At 73.8% G+C, this 21,985-nt stretch carries 19 protein-coding genes and 1 pseudogene; 3 read left to right on the forward strand and 17 right to left on the reverse strand.

Going from position 1 to position 21,985, the window contains the following annotated elements:
- Nucleotides 1–65 precede the first annotated feature (65 nt).
- The 15 genes from cobT to OP86_RS21630 form a co-directional block, all read right to left on the reverse strand.
- On the reverse strand, nt 66–4,046 hold the full coding sequence (cobT, locus tag OP86_RS21560) for a nicotinate-nucleotide--dimethylbenzimidazole phosphoribosyltransferase (RefSeq protein WP_078588537.1): 3,981 nt from the start codon (nt 4,044–4,046) through the stop codon (nt 66–68).
- Nucleotides 4,047–4,529: 483 nt separating this feature from the next.
- Complete coding sequence (cbiE, locus tag OP86_RS21565; RefSeq protein ID WP_030056281.1) at nt 4,530–5,786, reverse strand: precorrin-6y C5,15-methyltransferase (decarboxylating) subunit CbiE; 1,257 nt, start codon at nt 5,784–5,786, stop codon at nt 4,530–4,532.
- Between the two features lie 145 nt (nt 5,787–5,931).
- A complete protein-coding gene (locus OP86_RS21570; RefSeq protein ID WP_030056282.1) occupies nt 5,932–6,567 on the reverse strand; it encodes a GNAT family N-acetyltransferase in 636 nt (211 codons plus the stop codon).
- A gap of 194 nt (nt 6,568–6,761) precedes the next feature.
- On the reverse strand, nt 6,762–7,586 hold the full coding sequence (locus OP86_RS21575; RefSeq protein ID WP_030056283.1) for a MetQ/NlpA family ABC transporter substrate-binding protein: 825 nt from the start codon (nt 7,584–7,586) through the stop codon (nt 6,762–6,764).
- A 57-nt stretch (nt 7,587–7,643) separates the two neighbouring features.
- Nucleotides 7,644–8,372 (reverse strand): methionine ABC transporter permease, encoded by a 729-nt coding sequence (locus OP86_RS21580; RefSeq protein WP_030056284.1) that lies wholly within the window; start codon nt 8,370–8,372, stop codon nt 7,644–7,646.
- Nucleotides 8,369–9,394, reverse strand: a complete 1,026-nt coding sequence (locus OP86_RS21585; protein WP_030056285.1) for a methionine ABC transporter ATP-binding protein — start codon at nt 9,392–9,394, stop codon at nt 8,369–8,371. Before OP86_RS21585 ends, OP86_RS21580 begins: the two co-directional genes overlap by 4 nt.
- A 549-nt stretch (nt 9,395–9,943) precedes the next feature.
- Nucleotides 9,944–10,459, reverse strand: a complete 516-nt coding sequence (locus OP86_RS21590) for a GNAT family N-acetyltransferase (RefSeq protein ID WP_030056286.1) — start codon at nt 10,457–10,459, stop codon at nt 9,944–9,946.
- Between the two features lie 266 nt (nt 10,460–10,725).
- Nucleotides 10,726–10,983, reverse strand: coding sequence for a sigma-70 RNA polymerase sigma factor region 4 domain-containing protein (locus OP86_RS21595; protein ID WP_157849803.1), 258 nt, complete (start codon nt 10,981–10,983; stop codon nt 10,726–10,728).
- A 107-nt stretch (nt 10,984–11,090) separates the two neighbouring features.
- Nucleotides 11,091–12,515: an argininosuccinate lyase gene (argH, locus tag OP86_RS21600; RefSeq protein ID WP_030056288.1), complete on the reverse strand. Its 1,425-nt coding sequence runs from the start codon at nt 12,513–12,515 to the stop codon at nt 11,091–11,093.
- 136 nt (nt 12,516–12,651) lie between these two features.
- Complete coding sequence (locus tag OP86_RS21605) at nt 12,652–13,200, reverse strand: arginine repressor (RefSeq protein ID WP_030056289.1); 549 nt, start codon at nt 13,198–13,200, stop codon at nt 12,652–12,654.
- A gap of 23 nt (nt 13,201–13,223) precedes the next feature.
- Entirely contained in the window at nt 13,224–14,429 is a 1,206-nt protein-coding gene (locus OP86_RS21610; protein ID WP_030056290.1) for an acetylornithine transaminase, read from the reverse strand.
- Nucleotides 14,426–15,358 (reverse strand): acetylglutamate kinase, encoded by a 933-nt coding sequence (gene argB, locus OP86_RS21615; RefSeq protein ID WP_030056291.1) that lies wholly within the window; start codon nt 15,356–15,358, stop codon nt 14,426–14,428. Before argB ends, OP86_RS21610 begins: the two co-directional genes overlap by 4 nt.
- 117 nt (nt 15,359–15,475) lie before the next feature.
- The gene (gene argJ, locus OP86_RS21620; RefSeq protein ID WP_030056292.1) at nt 15,476–16,630 is read right to left on the reverse strand and encodes a bifunctional glutamate N-acetyltransferase/amino-acid acetyltransferase ArgJ; all 1,155 of its coding nucleotides are present in this window, start codon (nt 16,628–16,630) and stop codon (nt 15,476–15,478) included.
- Nucleotides 16,631–16,644: 14 nt separating this feature from the next.
- Complete coding sequence (gene argC / locus OP86_RS21625) at nt 16,645–17,673, reverse strand: N-acetyl-gamma-glutamyl-phosphate reductase (protein ID WP_030056293.1); 1,029 nt, start codon at nt 17,671–17,673, stop codon at nt 16,645–16,647.
- 94 nt (nt 17,674–17,767) lie between these two features.
- On the reverse strand, nt 17,768–18,982 hold the full coding sequence (locus OP86_RS21630) for a methyltransferase (RefSeq protein ID WP_051830382.1): 1,215 nt from the start codon (nt 18,980–18,982) through the stop codon (nt 17,768–17,770).
- 96 nt (nt 18,983–19,078) lie between these two features.
- Here OP86_RS21630 and OP86_RS21635 point away from each other — a divergent pair, with 96 nt between their 5' ends.
- Together OP86_RS21635 and OP86_RS21640 are read left to right on the forward strand one after the other, a co-directional pair.
- Nucleotides 19,079–19,483, forward strand: a complete 405-nt coding sequence (locus OP86_RS21635) for a VOC family protein (RefSeq protein ID WP_030056295.1) — start codon at nt 19,079–19,081, stop codon at nt 19,481–19,483.
- Nucleotides 19,484–19,517: 34 nt separating this feature from the next.
- Nucleotides 19,518–19,892: an RNA-binding S4 domain-containing protein gene (locus OP86_RS21640; protein ID WP_030256195.1), complete on the forward strand. Its 375-nt coding sequence runs from the start codon at nt 19,518–19,520 to the stop codon at nt 19,890–19,892.
- Nucleotides 19,893–19,917: 25 nt separating this feature from the next.
- Here the strand turns inward: OP86_RS21640 and OP86_RS21645 are convergent, their stop codons facing one another.
- Both OP86_RS21645 and OP86_RS21650 read right to left on the reverse strand, forming a co-directional pair.
- Nucleotides 19,918–20,424, reverse strand: coding sequence for an FBP domain-containing protein (locus OP86_RS21645; RefSeq protein WP_030056296.1), 507 nt, complete (start codon nt 20,422–20,424; stop codon nt 19,918–19,920).
- Nucleotides 20,425–20,630: 206 nt separating this feature from the next.
- A complete protein-coding gene (locus OP86_RS21650) occupies nt 20,631–21,512 on the reverse strand; it encodes an SAM-dependent methyltransferase (protein WP_078588538.1) in 882 nt (293 codons plus the stop codon).
- A 209-nt stretch (nt 21,513–21,721) separates the two neighbouring features.
- Between OP86_RS21650 and OP86_RS36775 the strand changes: the two are divergent.
- Nucleotides 21,722–21,985, forward strand: a pseudogene (locus OP86_RS36775) (hypothetical protein); the annotation flags it as partial.

A 21,985-nucleotide genomic window follows, 5' to 3' on the forward strand; every position in this document is an offset into this window, starting at 1 on the left:
GCGAGACACCGCTCCGCGGACCGGCGCGCCCTCGGGCCGGTCCGCGGAGCGGTGACGGACGTGCGTCAGGCCTTCTCGGTGACCCCGGCGGAGTCGAACGTGGCTACATCGTGCATCGCCCGGGCCGCGCTCTGCACCAGCGGCAGGGCCAGCAGGGCGCCGGTGCCCTCGCCGAGGCGCAGGTCGAGGTCGATCAGCGGACGCAGGCCGAGCTTCGCCAGCGCGGCCTGGTGGCCGGGCTCGGCGGAGCGGTGGCCGGCGATGCAGGCGGCCAGCACCTCGGGGGCGATCGCCTTGGCGACCAGTGCGGCCGAACCGGCGATGACGCCGTCCAGGATCACCGGGGTGCGCAGCGAGGCGGCACCCAGCAGGAAGCCGGCGATCGCCGCGTGCTCCAGGCCGCCGATGGCGGCGAGGACGCCGACCGGGTCGCTCGGGTCGGGCCGGTGCAGGGCCAGCGCGGCGCGGATGACCTCGATCTTGCGGGCGTGGGTCTCGTCGTCGATGCCGGTGCCGCGGCCGGTGACCTCGGCCGGGTCGAGGCCGGTGAACACCGAGATCAGGGCGGCCGAGGCGGTGGTGTTGGCGATGCCCATGTCGCCGGTGACCAGCGCCTTGTTGCCCGCCGCGACCAGGTCGCGGGCGGTCTCGATGCCGACCTCGATGGCCTGCAGGGCCTCCTCGCGGGTCATCGCCGGACCCTGGGTCATGTCCGCCGTACCGGGGCGGACCTTGCGCGGCAGCAGGCCGGTGGCACGGCCCTGCTGGACGGCGTCCGGCAGCTCGGCGGCCACGCCGACGTCGACCACGCAGACCTCGGTGCCGATCTGCTTGGCGAAGGAGTTGATCACCGCTCCCCCGGCCAGGAAGTTGCCGACCATCTGGGCGGTCACCTCCTGCGGCCAGGGGCTGACGCCCTGGGCGTGCACGCCGTGGTCACCGGCGAAGATCGCCACGCAGGCGGGCTCCGGGATCGGCGGCGGGCACTTGCGGGACAGGCCGCTCAGCTGGGCGGAGATGATCTCCAGCATGCCGAGCGAGCCGGCCGGCTTGGTCATCCGCTTCTGCCGGTCCCAGGCCTCGCCCAGCGCCTTGGCGTCCAGCGGGCGGATGCCGCGCAGCGTGTCGGCGAGCAGGCTCTGCGGCTCCTCGCCGGGCAGCGCCCGGTTGCCGTACTGCTCCTCGTGCACGACCCAGGACAGCGGGCGCTTCTTCGCCCAGCCCTGCTGCTCCAGCTCCGGCTCGCCCGGGAAGGAGTCGACGAAGCCGACGCACAGGTAGGCGACGACCTCCAGGTGCTCGGGCAGGCCGAGCTCCCGGACCAGCTCCTCGTCGTCGAAGAAGCTCACCCAGCCGACGCCCAGGCCCTCGGCGCGGGCCGCCAGCCAGAGGTTCTCGACGGCCAGGGCGGCCGAGTACGGGGCCATCTGCGGCTGGGTGTGGCGGCCCAGGGTGTGCCGGCCGCCCCGGGTGCGGTCGGCCGTCACCACGATGTTGACCGGGGTTTCGAGGATCGCCTCGATCTTGATTTCCTTGAACTGCTTCGCCCGGCCCTTGGGCAGCGAGTCCGCGTACGACTCGCGCTGGCGCTCGGCCAGGGCGTGCATCCGGCGGCGGGTCTTGGCCGACCGGATCACCACGAAGTCCCAGGGCTGCGAGTAGCCGACGCTGGGCGCGGTGTGGGCGGCCTCCAGGACCCGGATCAGCACCTCGTGCGGGATCGGGTCAGGGCGGAAGCCGTTGCGGATGTCGCGGCGCTCGCGGATCACCTGGTGGACGGCCTCGCGGCCGGCCTCGTCGTAACCGGGGGCGGCCGGGCCGCGCGGCTCGGCGGGCTCCTCGGGCTGCGGCTCCTCGGGGTGCTGCTGCTCCTGCTGCTGCGGCTCCTCGGCAGACGGCTGGTCGGCCTGCTGCTCTGCGGGCTGCTCGGCCTGCGGCTCCTCGGGGGCGGAGGGCTCGGGGGCCTGCTCCTGGAGGGGCTCGGCGGTCTCGACGGCCTCGGCACTCTCGGCCGCGGCGGCCACCGGCTCGGCGGCGGCTTCGGCGGCAGCCTCGGTCGGCGCCTCGGCAGCGGGCTGGGCCGGCTCGGCGACCGGCTCGGCGGTGCCTTCGGCCGCGGCCTCGGTCGGGGTCTCGGCAGGGGTCTCGGCCACGGACTCGGTCTCCGGCCCGGCCGGGGTCGGCTCGGCGACGACCTCGGCGGAGGCCTCGGCACCGTTCTCCGCAGCCTGCTCGACCGTGGTCTCGGCCGACTGGCCGACAGCCTCCGGCGCAACCTCGGCGACGGGCTGCTGCTCGGACTCCTGCGCGACGGCCTCGGCGGGCTGCGCCGGCGCGGCCTCGACAGCAGCCTCGACGGCAGTGTCGGCAACCGGCTCGGCGGCGGCATCGCCGGGCGCCGCCACGGGCTGCTCCGCCTGCGCTGCCTCCTCCGCCTGCTCCGCGACCGGCTCCGCGACGGTCTCCGCCGGGACGGCCTCCTGCTGCTGCGGCTGCTCGGCCTCCGCGACGGGCTCGCCGACAGCCTGGCCGGACGGCATCTCACCGGTGCCCGCGGCGGTCTCGGCAACCGGAGCGGCGACGACCTCCGGCGCGGCCACGGCGGACTCGCCGGCCTCGGCGACCTCAGCGGTCCCGGCGGCCTGGACGGCCTCGCCCTCGGCACCGGAAGCGGCCTGAGCCGCCTGGACGGCCTCGCCGCCCTCGGCGGCCTGCGGCGCGTCGGCGGCCGCTATGGGCGCGGGCTGCTGCGGCGCCGCCTCCTCGGCCGCCGGGGCCTGCCCGGCCGCCTCGACCTTGGGCAGGCCGTGCGAGGTGGGCGCGGCGAGGAAGGCGGAGATCCGGCGCGGCTGACCGGCCGGGGCGGCAGCCTCGGGCTGAGCGGCGTCCTCGACGGCGACGCCGTCGACGGCAACGCCCTCGGCAGCGACGGGGGCGGCGGCGACGGGTACGGCCTCGGCCACGGCCTGGGCGGCCTCCGCCACGACCGGCTCGGCCACGAGGTCCTGCGGCGCGACCTCCTGCGGCGCGACGGCGACGGCCTCCGCGACGGCCTCGGGCGCTGCCGGGGCCTGGGCGGCGTGAGCGCCCTGGCCGGCCTGAGCCGCCTCCGGCAGCTCGACGACCTCGATCACCTCGATCGCCCCGATCGTCTCGACCGCCATCACGGCCTCGACCGGCTGGGAGGCGAGTGGCACCTGCACCGCCTGCAGGGCGTCCTGCGGGTAGGGCAGCTGCTGCCCCTCCGTCATCGGAGCGCCCTGGACGGCCGGGGCGACCGGCGGCGCCGGGGCCATCGGGGCGGCCTGCGGCACGGCAGCCTGCCCCGGGACGGCGGCCTCGGCCATCGGCGGCCGGCCGACGACCGGGATGCCGTGCGCGGGCGTGCCGCCCAGCGACGGGCCGCGGTCGGCCAGCGAGCGGACCGGGACGTGGCCGGTCATCAGCGACGGGTCCGGGATCGGCGGGCCGGCGTGCAGCGGGCGGCGCGGCTGCTGAGCCTGCGTCATCGGCTGCTGCGCCTGCGGCTGCATCTGGACGGGCTGCTGCGGGGCGTGCTCGGCACCGAGCACCGGCGGGTCCACCGGCGGCCAGGACGGCTCGACCGGCATGCCGTCCTGCTGCGGGGCGAGCGGCAGTTGCTCGGCCGGGACGGACGCCATCGGCTCGCCCCAGGAGCCCTGCGGGCCGGGCATCAGCAGCACGTCGTCCTCGTCGTCCAGGCCGTCCGGCTGGTCGAGGAAGTGGAAGGCCGGGCGCGGGGCGCCCTGGTCGACGGCCCAGCCGTCGCCGGGGACACCGGGCGACGGCATGCCGGGGACGGTGAAGCCGGGCTGGCCCTGCGGCGGGATGACGCCCGCGCCCGGGGGCATCGTGCCGGGCATGCCGCCGACCGGGGCCGCCTGGTTCGGGATCACACCGCCGTCCGTCGCGACGCCCTGCAGGGGTGCAACGCCCGCGACGCCCTCCGGTCCGCCGAGCGGGTCGGGCCCGGCGTGCGGGTGCTCCGGCAGTCCCTCGCCCGGGACGTGGCCGCCATCGGTCATTGTCAAAGCTCCTTCCAGGCCGCTGCCGCGCCCTTGGCGACGCGATCACCGATCGCAGCGCCCATCCGCACGGGCCGGGCCTGGCCGACCCGCCCCTCAACCACACGCGGCCGCCGCGCCATGGCGCTGCGGCCCAAGTCCTTCCGGCGCGCTGCGGCACCCCGGCCCGGCGTACCACCCCCGAGGGACGGCACGTCGTCTGAAACAACGACAACCCGGAGCAACCGGCACGACCGCACCGGACCCTACGGCATTCTCCAGGTCCGGCACGAGGCCCGTCGAATTGCCCACACTCCGAGCGGAATCGGGTTGCACCGCGTCAAAAAGGTGACAAACCGACCGAATCGGGTGGGTCGCCGACGGCTGCAGCCGCCCAGGACGTCACACTACCGGCCCGGCGCGGTCACCTCTCGAATCGGTGTCCGGATGCGACCTGGATCACCGTCGCCGCCACCGGACGGCCCCGGCCCACGCCCGAGGCCTTCACACGATCTGCTCACCCCAGAGCACCAGCACGCCGGTTCCGCCCGCCCCCAGCTCCAGCCCGCCGCCCTCCCCCACAGACAGCAACGGAGTCGACTGCAGCAACGCGCCGTCCGCCCGGTAGCCGGCCTCGCCGATCGCCCGCCGGACCTCCTCCGCCTCGGCGAAGGTCCGGGGCAGCGCGACGAAGCGCTCCGGCCTGCGGGCCAGCACCGCGCGCACCACGTCCGGGCCGCCGGACTCCACCACCGCCGCGTCCGGCTCGGGCAGGCCGCCCAGCACCTCGGGGCCGCTGCCGTACACGGCCTCCACCTCGACGCCGTAGCGGCGGGCGTTGACGGTCAGCCGGGCGCAGGCCGAGCGGGAGCCCTCGACCGCGACCACGGCGGCGCCGAACCGGGCCGCCTCCACCGCGAGGGCGCCGCTGCCCGCGCCGACCGACCAGACCAGGTCCCCCGGACGTGCACCCAGACGGGCCAGCACCAGGGCGCGCACGTGCGCGGGGAGTGCCTCCGACGCGCCCGCCTCAGCCCCCGTGCGCCCGGCGCCCGCGTAGGCGTCGCCGGGGAGCGCCCAGCCGCGGTCCGCGCCGGGGTAGCCGACCGGGCGCCCCGCCAGCCAGCCGGCCGCCTGGTCCACCGCGGCGGCCTGGGCGGCGCCGCCGATCACCAGCACCACGTTCGGGTCGCGCCAGACGTGGTCGGCGATCCGGTCGGAGGTGAGGACGGTGACGGCCTCCTCCGGGGTGCCGAGGGCCTCGCAGACCACGAAGGTCCGGTGCACCCCGCGCAGCATCAGGGCGAGTTCGGCGGGCCCGGCGCCCGGGGCGGTGAGCACCGCGACCTTCGGGTGGGCCCGGCAGATGTTGGCCGCGCGGCGCAGCCGCCCGCCGTGGGCGCTGACCACCTGGGCGTCCTCCCAGGGCATGCCGGCCCGGGCGAAGGCGGTGGCGACGGAGGAGACGGCGGGCAGCACCTCCAGCTCCAGGCCGTACTCGGGGCGGCGCAGGGTGCGCACCACGCCGAAGAAGCCCGGGTCGCCCTCGGCGACCACGACGGCGGCGCCGCGGTGCTCGGCGATCCGGCGGGCGGCCTGCCTGATCTCGCCGAGGGTGATCCGCTCGGCCGCGTCCGGCACCGGGAGGGCGTTCAGTTGATAGGGGGCGCCGGCCACCAGGGTCGCCGCGGCGAGGGCCGCACCGGCGGCCTCGGTCAGCGGCGTGCCGTCCCACCCGATGACCGTGATCCGGTCAGCCATCTGCGGCCGTTCTCCCTCGACTCGGTGCGCCACTCGCTCGCTCGCGCCGTCGTGCGGCGCCGGTGGAGAGGCTACCGGGTGTCGTCCCCCGGGCGCCGACATCTCGCACATACGTCCGGGGTGATCGGGTGGCTTGGGAGCCGGCTCAGTCCCGCAGCACGTAGCGGTGGTCGCCGTGCCAGCCGTCGTGGTGCAGTTCGGGCGACTCCAGGTCCTCCGGGAGCAGGCTCCACAGGATGAGGTCGCTGCGGCTCTCCGCCACGAGCTCGCCGGACTCGCCGCGCACTATCCAGGCGCTGCGCAGCACGCCCTCGCTGATGCCGCCGATCTTCTGGGCGACCTGCTGGGCGGCGGTGTTCCCGGCGGCGGTGCGCAGCTCCAGGCGCAGGAAGCCGCGATCCTCGAAGAGCCACTGGGCGACGCCGAGGACGGCCTCCGGGGCGTAGCCCTCGCCGCGGGCCCAGGCGGCGGTCACGTAGGAGATCTCGGTGCTGCGCAGCCGCCAGTCGGTGTTGCGCAGTTCGACCAGGCCGACCAGGCGCTGGGTCAGGTGCTCGGTGACGGCGAGGACGATGCCGCGGCCGGCGGCCCGGTGGGCGGGGGCGAGGGTGCGGGCGAGTTCGGCCGCGTACTCCTCGGTGAAGGGGTGCGGGAGGTCCGTCCAGGCCAGGACGAGGTCGTCGGCCATCATCGTGGCCAGGCCGGGGGCGTCGTCCTCCGCAAGGGGTCGCAGCAGCAGCCGTTCGGTGCTGATGGCGGTCTCGGGGAAGCTCGCTGCCATGCCGTCTCTCCTCGCCGGGTCGTGAACACAACACCGTACGCCTGCGTCGCACTCCGGGTACCACCCGGTGCGCCGCCCGCACGACGGTACGTCAGAACGCCTTTGCCCGGGGCGTCCGAGGTGCATACTGCCCGACCGGGCCCCGCCGAGGTGCGGCGGGGCCCGGTCGTCGCGGCGTAGCGCGGTGCGACGGATCAGAAGGCCGGGATGACCGAGCCCTGGAAGGTGTCGTTGATGTACTTCTTGACCTCGTCGGAGTTCAGCAGCTCGGCGAGCTTCTTGACCCGCGGGTCGTTCTCCTTGCCCTTCTTGACGGCGAGGATGTTGGCGTACGGGTTGCCGTCGGCCTTCTCCAGGACGAGGGCGTCGGTGGCCGGCTTCAGGCCGGAGTCGAGCGCGTAGTTGCCGTTGATGACGGCGGCGTCGAGGTCGGCGACGGAGCGGGGCAGCTGGGCGGCCTCCAGCTCCTTCCACTTGAGGTTCTTCGGGTTGCCCGTCACGTCGGCCGGGGTGGCGGTGGTGGTGACGCCGTCCTTGAGGGTGATCAGCTTGTTGTCGGCGAGCAGCTTGAGCGCCCGGCCCTCGTTGGTGGCGTCGTTGGGCAGACCGATGGTCGCACCGTCCGGCAGGTCGGCGATCGCCTTGACCTTCTTGGAGTACAGGCCCAGCGGCTCCAGGTGCACGGGCTCGACCGAGACGATGTTCGTGCCGTGCTTCTTGTTGAAGTCCTCCAGGTACGGGACGTGCTGGAAGTAGTTGGCGTCGGCCGAACCGTCCTGCACCGCCGTGTTGGGGGTCACGTAGTCGGTGACCTCCTTGATGTCGAGCTTGAGGCCGGCCTTGTCCGCGAGGTTGTCCTTGACGAACTTCAGGATCTGCCCGTGCGGGGTGGGGCTGGCCACGACCTTCAGCGGCGCGTTCGGGTCCGAGGAGGACGAGCCGGAGCTGCTGCAGGCGGCCAGCGAGAAGGCGAGGCCGGCGGTGGCGAGGACACTGGTGAACTTCACAACGGTGCGCACGAAAAGTGCCTTTCTGCGTGATTCGGGGAGCCGCGTCCGGTGTCGGACGGGGGAGGTCTAGGAGGCGACGAGGTCCTTGTCGGGAGTCGTCGGGGTGCGGCCCAGCAGGCGGGTCCGGCCGCCGGCGCGGCCGCGGTGGGCGAGGCGGCGGACGGCGAAGTCGCCGATCAGCTGGACGGCCGTGACGATGATCACCAGCTCGGCCACGATGACCCACATGAAGGCCGTCTCGAAGCGCTGGTAGCCGTAGTTGACGGCGAGGGTGCCGAGGCCGCCGCCGCCGACCGTGCCGGCCATCGCGGAGTAGCTGACCAGCGTGATGACCGTGGTGGTGATCGAGGCCACGATGCCGGGCAGCGCCTCGGGCAGCAGGGTCTTGCGGACGATCGTCCAGGTGCTGCCGCCCATCGACTGGACCGCCTCGACCAGGCCGCGGTCGACCTCACGGACGGAGGTCTCGACCAGGCGGGCGAAGAACGGGATGGCGCCGATGGTCAGCGGCACGGTCGCCGCCTGCCAGCCGATCGAGGTGCCGACCAGCCAGCGGGTGAAGGAGATCAGGGCGATCATCAGGATGATGAACGGCACCGAGCGGGCGATGTTCACCACGAAGCCGATGGCCTTGTTGACGGCCCGGTTGGCCAGCAGGCCGCCCTTGTCGGTGAGCACCAGCAGGACGCCCAGCGGCAGGCCGAGCAGCACGGTGACGAGTGCCGACACGCCGACCATCTGGAAGGTCTCCTGCGTGGCCGGCCCCATCAGGGCCCACATCTGGTCCCAGGTCATGCCACCGCTCCGTTCGCCGCACCGATCACGTCCACCTGCAGGCCCTGCTCGCGCAGGTAGCCGATCGGCACCACGTTGTCCTGGTGGGCGCCGGACAGCTCGACCCGCATCCGCCCGACCATCCGGCCGGCGATGGTCTCCACCGCGGCGCCGAGGATGTTGATGTCGATCTGGTAGGTGCGGGCCAGCTGGGAGACGAACGGCTGGGCCGAGGTGTCGCCCTGGAAGGTGATCTCCAGCACGGTGGAGCCGGGGTGGCCGGTGCCGAACTCGCTGAGCGGGAACAGCTCGCGGGCCAGCTCGGAACCGGGCTGGGCCAGCAGGTCGGTGAGCCCGCCGGACTCGATCACCCGGCCGCCGCGCATCAGGGCGGCGGAGTCGCAGACGGACTTGATGACGTCCATCTCGTGGGTGATCAGCAGGACGGTGAGGCCGAGCTGCTGGTTGAGGTCGCGCAGCAGCTTGAGGATCGAGCGGGTGGTCTCCGGGTCGAGCGCCGAGGTGGCCTCGTCGGAGAGCAGCACCTTGGGGTCGCCGGCCAGGGCGCGGGCGATGCCGACGCGCTGCTTCTGGCCGCCGGAGAGCTGGTTGGGGTAGCTGCGGGCCTTGTCGCCGAGGCCGACCAGGTCCAGCAGTTCGGCGGCCTTGCGGCGGCGCTGGGTGCGGTCCAGGCCGATGATCTCCAGCGGCAGCTCGACGTTCTGCTGCACCGTCCGCGAGGACAGCAGGTTGAAGTGCTGGAAGACCATGCCGATCCGGCGGCGCGCCTCGCGCAGCTCCCGGCCCGCCCGGTTCTCGCCACCGGACAGCGCGGTCAGCTCGACCCCGTCCACGGTGACGGTGCCGGAGGTCGGGCGCTCCAGCATGTTCACGCAGCGGATGAGGGTGGACTTGCCGGCACCGCTGGTGCCGACGACTCCGTAGACCTCGCCCGGGCGGACGTGCAGGTCGACGCCGGCGAGGGCGGTCACCTCGCGGCCTCGGGAGCGGTAGACCTTCGTGAGGTCCGTGGTGGTGATCACAGCGGCTTCCGTGGGTCGGGGGCGGGCGGCGTGGATCGACCGCCCGACCGGATTGCGGTCGGCGGTGACTTACGGCGCTTCGCCAGGGGGATCCGGACCTGCCACCCCTTGATCGTGGCCGTTGGACGGCCGGGCCGCGCGACGGCGTGGCCCTTACGAGTCACCGGCGCCCGCGGGTCGGCGGGCACGGCAAGGGGAGGGGTACGGAGAGGAGGGGCGCGCTCGCACGGGCGGGAGCGACGCCGGAGTCTCGCTTCGGGGCGCGAGGGGAGGCACCCTCAGGGGGCGCCGGGGGCGGTGGCCCTCAGCAGTGACACATTCGACGGCACATGGCACGCTCACCTGCCGGCAGCGTGCCGGTGGGGGTCCAGTTCGTCGTCGCAGTCATGTGAGCCAGTAAAACAGATGGGTCGTAGTACGCCCAATTGTTTGACAGCAGTGTCCGCAATGCGGACACTCGCGCCTCTGACCAGCGGAGATACGACTCGGCGCCGCCACCGGATCGTCCGGATGGTGGCGGCGCCGAGGGCGGCTGCGCGGGCGGCGGGCTCAGGCCGTCGCGGCGAGCGGGGTGCTGGCGAGCGGCGTGGCGGCGGGCTTCTCCAGGTGGACGAAGCTCAGCCGGTTGCTGACCTGCTCGACCCGGGTCTGCCGGTAGCCCTGACGGGCGTACAGGCGCAGGTTGCCGAGGCTGCGGTGGCCGGTGAACAGGCGGTAGGCGCTCACCGGGCCCTCCTCGGCGAGGCGGCGCTCCAGCGCGTCCAGGAGGCGGCCGCCGAGGCCGTGACGCTGCATCCGCGGGTGGACGACCAAACGCCCTATCCGGCCGACGCCGTCGGCGCCGATGCGGCCGCGGACGGTGCCGACCACCTCGTCGCCCAGCCGGGCGACCAGGAAGTGCTGCTCGGCCAGTTCGGCGCGCAGGCTCTCCAGGCTCTGTGTCAGGGGCTCCAGGGCCCAGTCGCCGTACAGCTCGGCCTCGGGCTGGTAGCCGAGGTACTGGAGCTTGAGGATCTGCTCCGCGTCCTCGGCCTCCGCAGCCGAGATGATCACGCTCATGCCCATGTGGAGGGGCCTCCCCAGTCGTCGTGCCCGGCGCGCAGAGGGTGGCGCGCTCACGCTCAGTATCCGAGTGATCGCGTCACCGTCAAGAGCTGCGTTCGCCAGCGCTCTACCCGGGTGTCAGCTTCCCTCAACCTTCGGGGGGCCGGACGTGGCGAGGGTCACGTCGGGGCGGAGGGGGCCGGTGGGGCTGGAGAGGCGCGCGGGAGCGGGCGGAGGCACGGGCGGGAGAGGGTTCGCGGGGCGGGGCCGGGGTGCCTCCCCGGGGCTCATGGGTAGCGCTCCGCGTGGAGCAGCGTCCGCAGGCAGGCCAGGCAGCGGGAGCGGGTGGGGCCGATGGAGCCCCGGGGCATGCCGAGGCGTTCGGAGAGCTCGCGGTAGGTGGGTGGCGGGTCCTCGGCGAGGGCGGCGATCAGTTCCGGGCAGCGGCCGGGCAGGGCGGCGACGGTCTCGCGGACCACACGGCGGCGGCATTCGGCGAGGTAGACGTCCTCGGCGGAGGGGACGGGGGGAAGGGTGGTGCACACACCGTGCATGACGGCCCGGGGCGGGGCCGGTTACGCCCGGGCCGGGGCGCGGACGCCGGAGGGGCGCGCCGGTCGGACCGCCGCGCCCCTCCCCCGCTGACCTCCGGTCAGCCCTGGACCCACTCCTGCTGCCGCGCCAGGTCCGCCTTCACCTCGGCGAGCTGGACCGCGACCGCCGAGGGGGCGGTGCCGCCGCGCCCGTTGCGGGAGGCGATGGCGCCGTGCACGCTGAGCACCGACCGGACCTCGGGGGTCAGGTGCTCGGAGATCGCGGCGAACTGCTCGTCCGTCAGGTCGGACAGCTCGATGCCCTCGGCCTCGCAGACCTTGACGCAGGCGCCGGCCACCTCGTGCGCGACCCGGAACGGCACGCCCTGCTTGACCAGCCACTCGGCGATGTCGGTGGCGAGCGAGAAGCCGGCCGGGGCCAGCTCCTCCAGCCGCTCCCGGTGCACCGTGAGGGTGGCCATCATCCCGGTGAACGCGGGCAGCAGCACCTCCAGGGTGTCGCAGGAGTCGAAGACCGGCTCCTTGTCCTCCTGGAGGTCCCGGTTGTAGGCCAGCGGCAGCGCCTTGAGGGTGGCCAGCAGGCCGGTCAGGTTGCCGATCAGCCGGCCGGACTTGCCGCGGGCGAGCTCGGCGATGTCCGGGTTCTTCTTCTGCGGCATGATCGAGGAGCCGGTGGAGAAGGCGTCGTGCAGCGTGATGAAGCCGAACTCCTTGGTGTTCCAGATGATCACCTCCTCCGCGATCCGGGAGAGGTTGATGCCGATCATCGCGGTCACGAAGGCGAACTCGGCGACGAAGTCGCGCGAGGCCGTGCCGTCGATGGAGTTGCCGACCGAGCCGCCCTCGAAGCCGAGGTCGGCGGCGACGGCCTGCGGGTCGAGGCCGAGCGAGGAGCCGGCCAGGGCCCCGGAGCCGTACGGGGAGACGGCGGTGCGGGCGTCCCACTGGCGCAGCCGCTCGGCGTCCCGGCCGAGGGCCTGCACGTGCGCGAGGACGTGGTGGGCGAAGAGCACCGGCTGGGCGTGCTGGAGGTGGGTGCGGCCCGGCATCGCGGTGTCCGGGTGCGCCTCGGCGAGGCCGACGAGGGCCTGCTGGAGGTCGAGCAGCAGGCCGCCGATGGTCTTGGCGTGGTCCCGCAGGTACATCCGGAACAGCGTGGCGATCTGGTCGTTGCGCGAGCGCCCTGCCCGCAGCTTGCCGCCGAGGTCGGGGCCGAGGCGCTCCAGCAGTCCGCGTTCCAGGGCGGTGTGGACGTCCTCGTCGGCGACGGTGCCGGTGAAGGTGCCCGCCTCGACGTCGGCGAGCAGCTGATCCAGGCCGGCCAGCATGCCGGCGAGCTCGGCGTCGGAGAGCAGGCCCGCCTTGTGCAGGACCCGGGCGTGGGCCTTGGAGCCGGCGATGTCGTACGGCGCGAGGCGCCAGTCGAAGTGGACCGAGGCGGAGAGCTTGGCCAGCGCCTCGGACGGGCCGTCGGCGAAGCGCGCGCCCCAGAGGCGGACGTCGGCGGACTGCTGGGCGGTCATCGCGGAGCTCCTTCATGCCTTCATGCCTGTGCAGCGGATGGCATAAGTATGCACCAAGGCGTATGGAACACAAAACCCCGGCCGACGGCCCGGGGAATCCGAGGGGCCGTCGGCCGGGGTTGTCCGGGGCGGGGCGCTACTGCGCCTTGGCCTGGGCGAGTTGCATGAGGTGGTCGGCGAGCGCCTGGCCGCCGGCCGGGTCCCGGCTGATCAGCAGGACGGTGTCGTCGCCGGCGATGGTGCCGATGATCTCGAACACCTCGGCCTGGTCGATCGACGAGGCCAGGAACTGCGCGGCGCCGGGCGGGGTGCGCAGCACCACCAGGTTGCCGGAGGCCGTCGCGGAGACCATCAGCTCGCCGGCCAGCCGGGCCATCCGGCCCTCGCTGGCCGACTCCCCCATCGGCGCGCGCGGCGTGCGGTCGCCGCCCTCGGCCGGGACGGCGTAGATCAGCGCGCCGTCCCGGTTGCGGATCTTGACCGCGCCCAGCTCGTCCAGGTCCCGCGAGAGGGTGGCCTGGGTGACCACGAGTCCGTCGTCGGCGAGCAGCTTGGCGAGCTGGCTCTGCGAACGCACGGGCTGGCGGGTGAGCAGGTCCACGATCCGCCGGTGGCGCGCCGTGCGGGTCTGCGGGACCTGCGGCGTCGGCCCGGCGGCGGAAGGGCCGGAGTGGGAAGCGGTCATGTGATTATTCTCCCGGACGGCGGTCAACTCGCATCGGCCGGGGCGCCCTCGCGCACCGTCCGGAGGATGCCCGGCAGCGCCGCGAGGAAGGCGTCCGCCTCCTGCTCGGTCAGCACCAGCGGCGGGGCCAGCCGGACGGCGTCCGGGACGGCCGCGTTGACCAGGAAGCCCGCGTCCTGCGCCGCGGCCTGGACCGCGGCCGAGACCGGCTCGGTGAGCACGATGCCGAGCAGCAGTCCGGCCCCGCGCACGTGCGAGACCAGCGGGTCGCCGAGCGCCTCGACGCCCTGCCGCAGCCGCTCGCCGAGCTTGCGGGCGTGCTCCAGCAGGCCCTCGGACTCGATGGTGTCCAGCACCGCGAGCCCGGCCGCGGCGGCCACCGGGTTGCCGCCGAAGGTGGTGCCGTGCTGGCCCGGGGTGAGCAGCTCGGCGGCCTCCCCGAAGGCGAGCACGGCGCCCATCGGCAGGCCGCCGCCGAGCGCCTTGGCCAGGGTCACCACGTCCGGCTCGACGCCCTCGAAGGCCTGGTGGGCGTACCAGTGGCCGGTGCGGCCGACGCCGGTCTGGATCTCGTCCAGAACCAGCAGGGTGCCGGTGGCCCGGGTGATCTCGCGGGCCGCCCTGAGGTAGCCGTCGGGCAGCGGGATCGCGCCGTTCTCGCCCTGGATCGGCTCCAGGAAGACGGCGGCGGTCTCGGTGGTGACGGCCGCGCGCAGCGCCTCGACGTCGCCGAACGGGACGTGGGTGACGTCACCGGGCAGCGGGCGGAACGGGTCCTGCTTGGCGGGCTGGCCGGTGAGCGCGAGGGCGCCCATGGTGCGGCCGTGGAAGGCGCCCTGGAGGGCGACCAGGTGGGTGCGGCCGGTCCGCCGGCTGATCTTGAACGCGGCTTCGTTGGCCTCCGCGCCGGAGTTGCAGAAGAACACGCGGCCGCCCTCCCGGCCGTCCAGCGCCAGCAGCCGCTCGGCGAGGGCGATGGTGGGCTCGGCCATGAAGAGGTTGGAGACGTGGCCGAGGGTGGCGATCTGCCGGCTGACCGCCTCGACCACGGCCGGGTGGGCGGTGCCCAGGGCGTTGACGGCGATGCCGCCGAGCAGGTCGGTGTACTCCTTGCCGTCGGCGTCCCAGAGCTTGCTGCCCGCGCCGCGCACCAGCGGGATCCGGGGGGTGCCGTAGTTGTCGGTGAAGGCGTGCTGCCACCGGCCGGTGAGCTGCTCGTTGTGCGTCATGCCAGTCCCCCGGTCACGGTCGGTTCGTCGTCCGGCACGACCATCGTGCCGATGCCCTCGTCGGTGAAGATCTCCAGCAGCAGGCTGTGCTGCACCCGCCCGTCCAGGACGCGGGCGGTGCCCACGCCGGAGCGGACGGCGCGCAGGCAGCCCTCCATCTTGGGGAGCATGCCGCTGGCCAGCTCGGGCAGCAGCTCCTCCAGCTCGCTCGCGTTGAGCTGGCTGATCACGTCGTCGGAGTTCGGCCAGTCCTTGTAGAGGCCCTCGACGTCGGTGAGGACGACGAGCATCTCGGCGCCGAGCGCGACCGCCAGGGCGGAGGCGGCGGTGTCGGCGTTGATGTTGTAGACGTGGCCGTCGGCGCCGCGCGCGATCGAGGAGATCACCGGGATCCGGCCGTCGGCGATCAGCGCCTTCACCGCGCCGGCCTCGATGTTGACGATGTCGCCGACCAGGCCGATGTCCACCTGCTCGCCGTCCACGACCGCGTAGCGCTTGACCGCCGTCATGGTGTGCGCGTCCTCGCCGGTCATGCCGACGGCGAACGGGCCGTGCCCGTTGAGCAGGCCGACCAGCTCGCGCTGCACCTGGCCGGCCAGCACCATCCGGACCACGTCCATGGTCTCGGGGGTGGTGACCCGCAGTCCGTTGGTGAAGTTGGACTCCAGGCCGAGCTTGTCCAGCTGGGCGCTGATCTGCGGGCCGCCGCCGTGCACCACGACCGGGTGGAGGCCGGCGTAGCGGAGGAAGACGACGTCCTGGGCGAAGGCCGACTTGAGGCTGTCGTCCACCATGGCGTTGCCGCCGAACTTGATCACGACGGTCTTGCCGTGGAAGCGCTCCAGCCACGGCAACGCCTCGATCAGCGTCACGGCCTTGGGCAACGCGGTGTTGTTGCGGGCCTGTTCGCCCTTGGGTGCGATCTGCACGGGATTCCCTCGTCGATGGGGGTCCCCCCGGCCGGAGGTTGGGGGAGGATGTCGCGGATCTGGTGGCCGCGGATCGGGGTGTCGCGGGTCAGGATGCCGCGGACGAAGTGACGCGGATCAGGTCGAGTAGGCGCTGTTCTCGTGAACGTAGTCGGCGGTGAGGTCGTTGGTCCACAACGAGGCGTCCGCCGTACCGGCGTTGAGGTTCGCGGTGATGACGACCTCACGGCCCTTCATGTCCACCAGGTCGCGGTCCTCGGCCACGCCGCCGTCCTTGCACACCCACACGCCGTTGATGGCGACGTCCAGCCGGTTCGGGTCGAAGGCGGCGGTGGTGGTGCCGATCGCGGCCAGCACCCGGCCCCAGTTGGGGTCCTCGCCGTGGATGGCGCACTTGAGCAGGTTGTTGCGGCTGATCGTCCGGGCGACGTCGACGGCCTCGTCCTCGGTGGCGGCACCGGTGACGTCGATCCGGATGTCCTTGCTGGCGCCCTCGGCGTCGCCGATCAGCTGGCGGGCCAGGTCGGCGCTGACGGTGCGGACGGCCTCGGCGAACTCGGCCTGGTCCGGGGTGAGTCCGGACGCGCCGGAGGCGAGCAGCAGCACGGTGTCGTTGGTCGACATGCAGCCGTCGGAGTCGATCCGGTCGAAGGTGGTGCGGGTGGCGCCGCGCAGCGCGGCGTCCAGGCCGGCGCCGTCCACGGCGGCGTCGGTGGTGAGCACGACCAGCATGGTGGCGAGGCTCGGGGCGAGCATGCCCGCGCCCTTGGCCATGCCGCCGACCGTCCAGCCGGCCGGGCTGGTGACCTGGGCGGTCTTGTGCACGGTGTCGGTGGTCTTGATGGCGATCGCGGCGGCCTCGCCGCCGGTCTCGCTGAGCTCCCCGGCGGCCAGGGTGACGCCGGGCAGCAGGATGTCCATCGGCAGCCGTACGCCGATCAGGCCGGTGGAGGCGACGGCGACCTCGCCGGCGTTGAGGCCCAGCTCCGCGGCGACCTTCTCCGCGGTGGCGTGGGTGTCCTGGAAGCCGAGCGGGCCGGTGCAGGCGTTGGCGCCACCGGAGTTGAGGACGACGGCGGAGACCTGGCCGCCCTTGAGGACCTGCTCGGACCAGAGCACGGGCGCGGCCTTGACCCGGTTCGCGGTGAAGACGCCGGCGGCGGCGAGCGAGGGGCCGTCGTTGACCACCAGGGCGAGGTCGGGGGTGCCGGAGGCCTTGATGCCGGCGGTCACGCCGGCGGCCCGGAAGCCCTTGGCGGCCGTCACGCCCACGTTGCCAGAAGTACTCACGGTGCGACTCCGTTCACGGGAAGGCCCAGCTCCTCGGGCAGGCCCAGGGCGATGTTCATGCTCTGCACCGCGCCGCCGGCGGTGCCCTTGACCAGGTTGTCGATCGCGCTGATCGCGATGATCCGCCCAGCGGTGGCGTCCAGGGCGACCTGGACCAGGGCGGTGTTGGCGCCGTAGACGCTGCTGGTCTGCGGCCACTGCCCCTCGGGCAGCAGGTGGACGAAGGGCTCGTCCGCGAACGCCTCGGTGTAGGCGGCGCGCAGGCTCTCGGCGCCCACCCCGGGCTTGGCCTTGGCCGAGCAGGTGGCGAGGATGCCGCGCGGCATCGGGACGAGGGTGGGGGTGAAGGAGACGGTGACCGGCTCGCCCGCGAGCGGGGTGAGGTTCTGCACCATCTCCGGGGTGTGCCGGTGGACGCCGCCGACGCCGTACGGGCTGACGCTGCCCATCACCTCGCTGCCCAGCAGGTGCGGCTTGGCGGCCTTGCCGGCGCCGGAGGTGCCGGAGGCCGCGACCACCACGGCCTCCGGCTCGGCGAGCCCGGCCGCGTACGCGGGGAACAGCGCCAGGGATACGGCGGTCGGGTAGCAGCCGGGTACGGCGATCCGGTTGCTGCCCTTCAACGCGGCGCGGTGGCCGGGGAGTTCGGGCAGGCCGTAGGGCCAGGTGCCGGCGTGCGCGGAGCCGTAGAACTGCTCCCAGTCGGCGGCGGCCCGGAGCCGGAAGTCGGCGCCGCAGTCGACCACCAGGACGTTCTCGCCGAGGGCCTCGGCGACGGCGGCGGACTGGCCGTGCGGGAGCGCCAGGAACACCACGTCGTGGTCGGCCAGCACCTCGGGGGTGGTGGGTTCGAGGACGCGGTCGGCGAGCGGGATCAGGTGCGGCTGCAGCGCGCCCAGTCTGGTGCCCGCGTTCGAGCCGCCGGTCAGCGCCCCGATCTCCACCTCGGGGTGGCCGAGCAGCAGGCGCAGCACCTCGCCGCCCGCGTATCCGCTCGCGCCGGCGACGGCGACTCGCAATGCCATGGCGTTCCTCCTTTGTCGTGGCATGAATATACGCGTGAGGGAAAATCCATGCAAGGAGTATGTGCGGGAGCCCCGCCCCGGGGTGAACCCCCGGTCAGCGCTTGACGGCCCGCAGCACCACGAACTTGGGGTTCCCGGCCACGAGTTGGCAGTTGCCGAAGAGGCGGCGCAGCTTGACGTGGTAACCGAGGTGGCGGTTGCCGACCACCCAGAGTTCACCGCCGGGCCGCAGGGCCCGCTTCGATCCGGTGAACATCCGCCAGGCGGTGGCGTCGGTGGTGGCCTGGTGGGAGTGGAACGGCGGGTTGTTGAGCACCAGGTCCACCGAGCCGGGGGCGATCACGTCCGGCGCGAGCGCGTCGGCGGCCAGGAACTCGGCCCGGGCGTCCGGGCCCAGGTTGGTGCGGAAGGTCTCCTCGGCGGAGGCCACCGCCTGGTGCGACTCGTCCACGAACAGCAGCTCCGCGCCCGGCCCGGCCAGCGCGGCGGCCGTCCCGACCACGCCGTTGCCGCAGCCCAGGTCCACCACCCGGTCACCGGGGGCGGGGGTCGGCAGGTGGGCGAGGAAGAAGCGGGTGCCGATGTCGAGCCGCTCGGCGCAGAACGTCCCCGCGTGGTTGACGACCGTACGGCCGGAGGCGGGGCCGATGCCCGACGGCAGCGCGTAGCGGTGCGGCCACGGGCTGGGACCGGGGGCGAGCGCCGGGTCCGGCGTACACAGGATCAGCCGGGCCTTGCGGACGGCGAGCGAGGTGCGGGTCGGCCCGAGGATCCGCTCGAAGAGCCGGAGCGTGGAGGTGTGGACCTCGGTCACCATGCCGGCGCCGACCACCACGGTGCCCGGGTGGACGGCGGGGGCCAGCCGGTGCAGCTGGTCCTCCAGCAGGGCCAGGCTCTTGGGGACGCGCACCAGCAGCACGTCGATCCGCTCCGGCGGGGTGTCCCGGGTGGTCAGCAGCCGGCCCTCGTCGACGGCGGAGCCGTCCCGGGCCAGGTTGGCCGCGGTGGCCTGCCGGCCGAGGTGGGAGTCGGTGATCTGGAACGGCCGGTGCTCGGCGAGCGCCGTGGTCAGCGCGCCCCAGCGGTCGCCGAGGACGGCGATCCGGCAGCCGGCCAGCTCGGTCACGGCGCCGTCCGCGCTGTCCGTCTCGCCCGCGAGGTGGCGCAGCAGGTACTCGTCGGCGGCGTCCCAGGCCCGCAGCCGCTCGCGCGGGTCCTCGGGGAAGCGGGTGAGGTCGAAGGTGCCCCACGGGGTGGCGAACGGGGACGCGGCGGGCGTGGGCGCGGCGGGCGTGGTCTGCGGATTCATCGTGTTCTCAGGCTATCGGACGGGGTCCGGGGAACAGTTTTCGATGAAAGCCGCCGGACGGATACTGGAAGGGCCCGACCGAGAGGGGTGAGGGTGATGGACTGGAAGCTCGAAGTCGTGGTGGTCCCGGTGTCCGACGTGGACCGCGCGAAGCTCTTCTACGAGGAGCAGGCCGGCTTCACGGTCGACCACGACACCCGCCTGCGGGACGGGCTCCGCGTGGTCCAGCTGACTCCCCCCGGATCGCGCTGCTCGATCGTGGTGGGCAAGGGCGTGATCGACGCGCCGCCCGGCTCGGTCAAGGGGCTCCAACTGGTGGTGGCGGACATCGAGAAGGCGCACGCCGAACTGGCCGCGCGGGGCGTGCAGGTCAGCCCCGTCCAGCACTTCGTGGCCGGCGCCCGGGTGAACGGCCACGGCGAGGCGTGGAACAACTTCGTGTTCTTCAACGACCCGGACGGCAACGGCTGGGCCGTCCAGGAGGCGCCGTCCGCGGCGTAGGCCCCCGGCCCGGGCGCTTGGGTAGGCTCCGAGGATGGCTGAACACGAGGGAAGCGTGCGGGTGGACAGCTGGATCTGGTCGGTCCGGCTGGTCAAGACGCGGGCACTGGCGGCGGCCGCCTGCCGCGCCGGGCACGTCCGGGTGAACGGCGAACGGGCCAAGCCGGCCCAGGCGCTGAAGCCCGGGGACGAGGTACGGGTCCGCGAGGAGGGGTACGAGCGGGTCGTGGTCGTACGGCAGCTGATCCGCAAGCGCGTCGGCGCCGCGGCCGCGGCGGAGTGCCTGGTCGACAACAGCCCGCCGCGGCCGCCGCGCGAGTTCGTCGCGGCGGCCGGGCAGCGGGACCGCGGGACGGGACGCCCGACCAAGCGGGAGCGCCGCGATCTGGACCAGCTGCGCGGGCTCTGAGGCCCGCCGGCCGGCTCGGCGTGTTCTACGCGGCGGTGTCGGTGAGCACCTTGGCGAGGAAGGCGTCGAGGTTGCCCACCGTACGGGCGATCTGCTGCTCCAGCGGCAGCGACTCGTCGGGCCGGGTGACCAGGGCGGACTTCTTCAGCCCGCGCACGTAGAGCGAGCAGGCGAGGTCGGCGCAGATGTACGTCCCGACCGTGTTGCCCTCGCGGCCGGCCGCCCCGGCCCGGCGGGCGGCGAGCAGCGCGACGCCGGTGCCGGCGTGCGCGGTGATGCACAGCGAGCACACGTTGGTCTTGGTGAGGCTGCGCCGTACCGTCGGCACCCGCAGCGTCACGCCGACCGGCTCGCCGCCGTGCACGGCCACCAGGTAGGCGCGGTCGGGCGCGCCCTGGTCCCGCCAGCCGAGGAAGTCCAGGCTCTCCCAGGGCAGTTCGGCCAGGCCCCGGGGCAGGTTGAGCCGACGGGCCTCGCCCTTGGAGCAGTTGACGAAGGACGCGCGGATCTCGTTCTCACTCAGGGGTTCCATGCTGCGGAAGCTAACACCGCCGCGCGCGCCCTGTCGCGTCAATTTCTCCCGGCTTCTCCCGGCTTCTCCCGGTACGAACCGGGCCGTCCGGGCGGGTGAGGGGTTGTCAGTGGGGCTGCGTACGCTTCTCGGGCCCGGCCCCGGTGCAGGAGGGGGGCGCCGGGGCCGGGCGGTGTCCTGGTCTGGTGGTGTCCTGGCCGGGCGGGCTACTGCTTGAAGGCGACGCCCGCGTAGGCGGAGACGTCCTGCCAGCCCTCGGGGAGTTCGGTGGTGGGGACGTGGCCGGCGGTGGGCCGCCAGAGCGGGAGCTGGACGAGGCCGGGGCCGGCGAACTCGAAGTCGCCGAAGAAGGGTTCGACCCCGGCCCGGGGGCGCAGGACGAGGGGGGCGCTGGCGCTCTTGTAGATGCGGGTGCCCTCGTCGGCGCTCTCCCGGGAGGCGAAGTCGGGGCTGCCGTGGGAGAGGATCAGCGCGCTGCCCGGCGCGAGCGCGTCGCGCAGGGTGCGGACGATCTGCTGCGCGCCGTCCTCGTCGCGGATGAAGTGCAGGACGGCGACGAGCATCAGCGCGACCGGCTGGGAGAGGTCGACGGCGGCGGCCAGTGCGGGGTGGCCGAGTATCGCGGCCGGGTCGCGCAGGTCGGCCTCGATCACCGAGGTGTGCCCGATGGGGTGGCCGGCCAGCAGGGCGCGGGCGTGGGAGGCCACGATCGGGTCGTTGTCCACGTACACCACGCGGGCGTCCGGGGCGACGCGCCGGGCGACCTCGCTGGTGGAGCCGACGGCGGGGATGCCGGTGCCGATGTCGACGAACTGGCGGATGCCCCGGCCAGCCACGAACTCCACGGCGCGGCCGAGGAACTGCCGGTTGGTGCGGGCGAGCAGCGGCAGCGCGGGGTAGGCGGCTATCGCGGCCTGGGCGGCCTTGCGGTCGGCCTCGAAGTTGTCCTTGCCGCCCAGGTAGTAGTCGTACATCCGGGCCGTGTGCGGGATGCCGGTGTCCAGTTCGCTCGGCGGCTGCCAGTCGTCCGCTCTGGCCCAGTGCCAGTCGGTGTCGGCCGCCCGCCCCGCCGCAGTGTCCTCGTCCATCCCGTCCGCCCCCAATGCACAATGCCGGAAATGTGGCTACCGCCCGTCAACACGCGGTGCGCGGCGATCGTATCCAACGACAAGCTGTGGAAACAGCGGGAGTTCAGGTTCACGCAACGCCCGTAGACAGAGTGTGTGCACGTCAAATGAGGTACGGACCGGTCATACCGGATCGCCCGCCGGGCCCACCCTCTCTATGCTGGCTGCCGATGACTGCCGACCGCCGCACCGTACTGCGCACCACCGCCAAGCTGGCCGCCCTCACCGCCACCGGCGGCCTCCTGGCCGCCTGCGGCACCGGCGCACCCCGCCGGGCCGACCCCGGGGCGCTGGCCGCGCACCCCGGCACCGTCGATCCGCAGCACACCACCGACCCGGCGTGGAACGGCGGCGAGGGCCCGGCCTCCCCCGCCCCGACCGCCCCGGCGGAGCCGCAGGCCACCGCCGAGGCGGCCGCGGCCGCCCCCCAGCCC

Origin of the sequence: Streptomyces novaecaesareae (assembly GCF_000716875.1) — a bacterium.
GTDB lineage: Bacteria > Actinomycetota > Actinomycetes > Streptomycetales > Streptomycetaceae > Kitasatospora > Kitasatospora novaecaesareae.

Bases quoted from the DNA above. Each gene is read 5' to 3' on its own strand.
- cobT (WP_078588537.1), bottom strand. From the start codon at position 4,046: ATGACCGATGGCGGCCACGTCCCGGGCGAGGGACTGCCGGAGCACCCG.
- cbiE (WP_030056281.1), bottom strand. From the start codon at position 5,786: ATGGCTGACCGGATCACGGTCATCGGGTGGGACGGCACGCCGCTGACC.
- OP86_RS21570 (WP_030056282.1), bottom strand. From the start codon at position 6,567: ATGGCAGCGAGCTTCCCCGAGACCGCCATCAGCACCGAACGGCTGCTG.
- OP86_RS21580 (WP_030056284.1), bottom strand. From the start codon at position 8,372: ATGACCTGGGACCAGATGTGGGCCCTGATGGGGCCGGCCACGCAGGAG.
- OP86_RS21590 (WP_030056286.1), bottom strand. From the start codon at position 10,459: ATGGGCATGAGCGTGATCATCTCGGCTGCGGAGGCCGAGGACGCGGAG.
- argH (WP_030056288.1), bottom strand. From the start codon at position 12,515: ATGACCGCCCAGCAGTCCGCCGACGTCCGCCTCTGGGGCGCGCGCTTC.
- OP86_RS21605 (WP_030056289.1), bottom strand. From the start codon at position 13,200: ATGACCGCTTCCCACTCCGGCCCTTCCGCCGCCGGGCCGACGCCGCAG.
- OP86_RS21610 (WP_030056290.1), bottom strand. From the start codon at position 14,429: ATGACGCACAACGAGCAGCTCACCGGCCGGTGGCAGCACGCCTTCACC.
- argC (WP_030056293.1), bottom strand. From the start codon at position 17,673: ATGGCATTGCGAGTCGCCGTCGCCGGCGCGAGCGGATACGCGGGCGGC.
- OP86_RS21630 (WP_051830382.1), bottom strand. From the start codon at position 18,982: ATGAATCCGCAGACCACGCCCGCCGCGCCCACGCCCGCCGCGTCCCCG.
- OP86_RS21635 (WP_030056295.1), top strand. From the start codon at position 19,079: ATGGACTGGAAGCTCGAAGTCGTGGTGGTCCCGGTGTCCGACGTGGAC.
- OP86_RS21640 (WP_030256195.1), top strand. From the start codon at position 19,518: ATGGCTGAACACGAGGGAAGCGTGCGGGTGGACAGCTGGATCTGGTCG.
- OP86_RS21645 (WP_030056296.1), bottom strand. From the start codon at position 20,424: ATGGAACCCCTGAGTGAGAACGAGATCCGCGCGTCCTTCGTCAACTGC.
- OP86_RS21650 (WP_078588538.1), bottom strand. From the start codon at position 21,512: ATGGACGAGGACACTGCGGCGGGGCGGGCGGCCGACACCGACTGGCAC.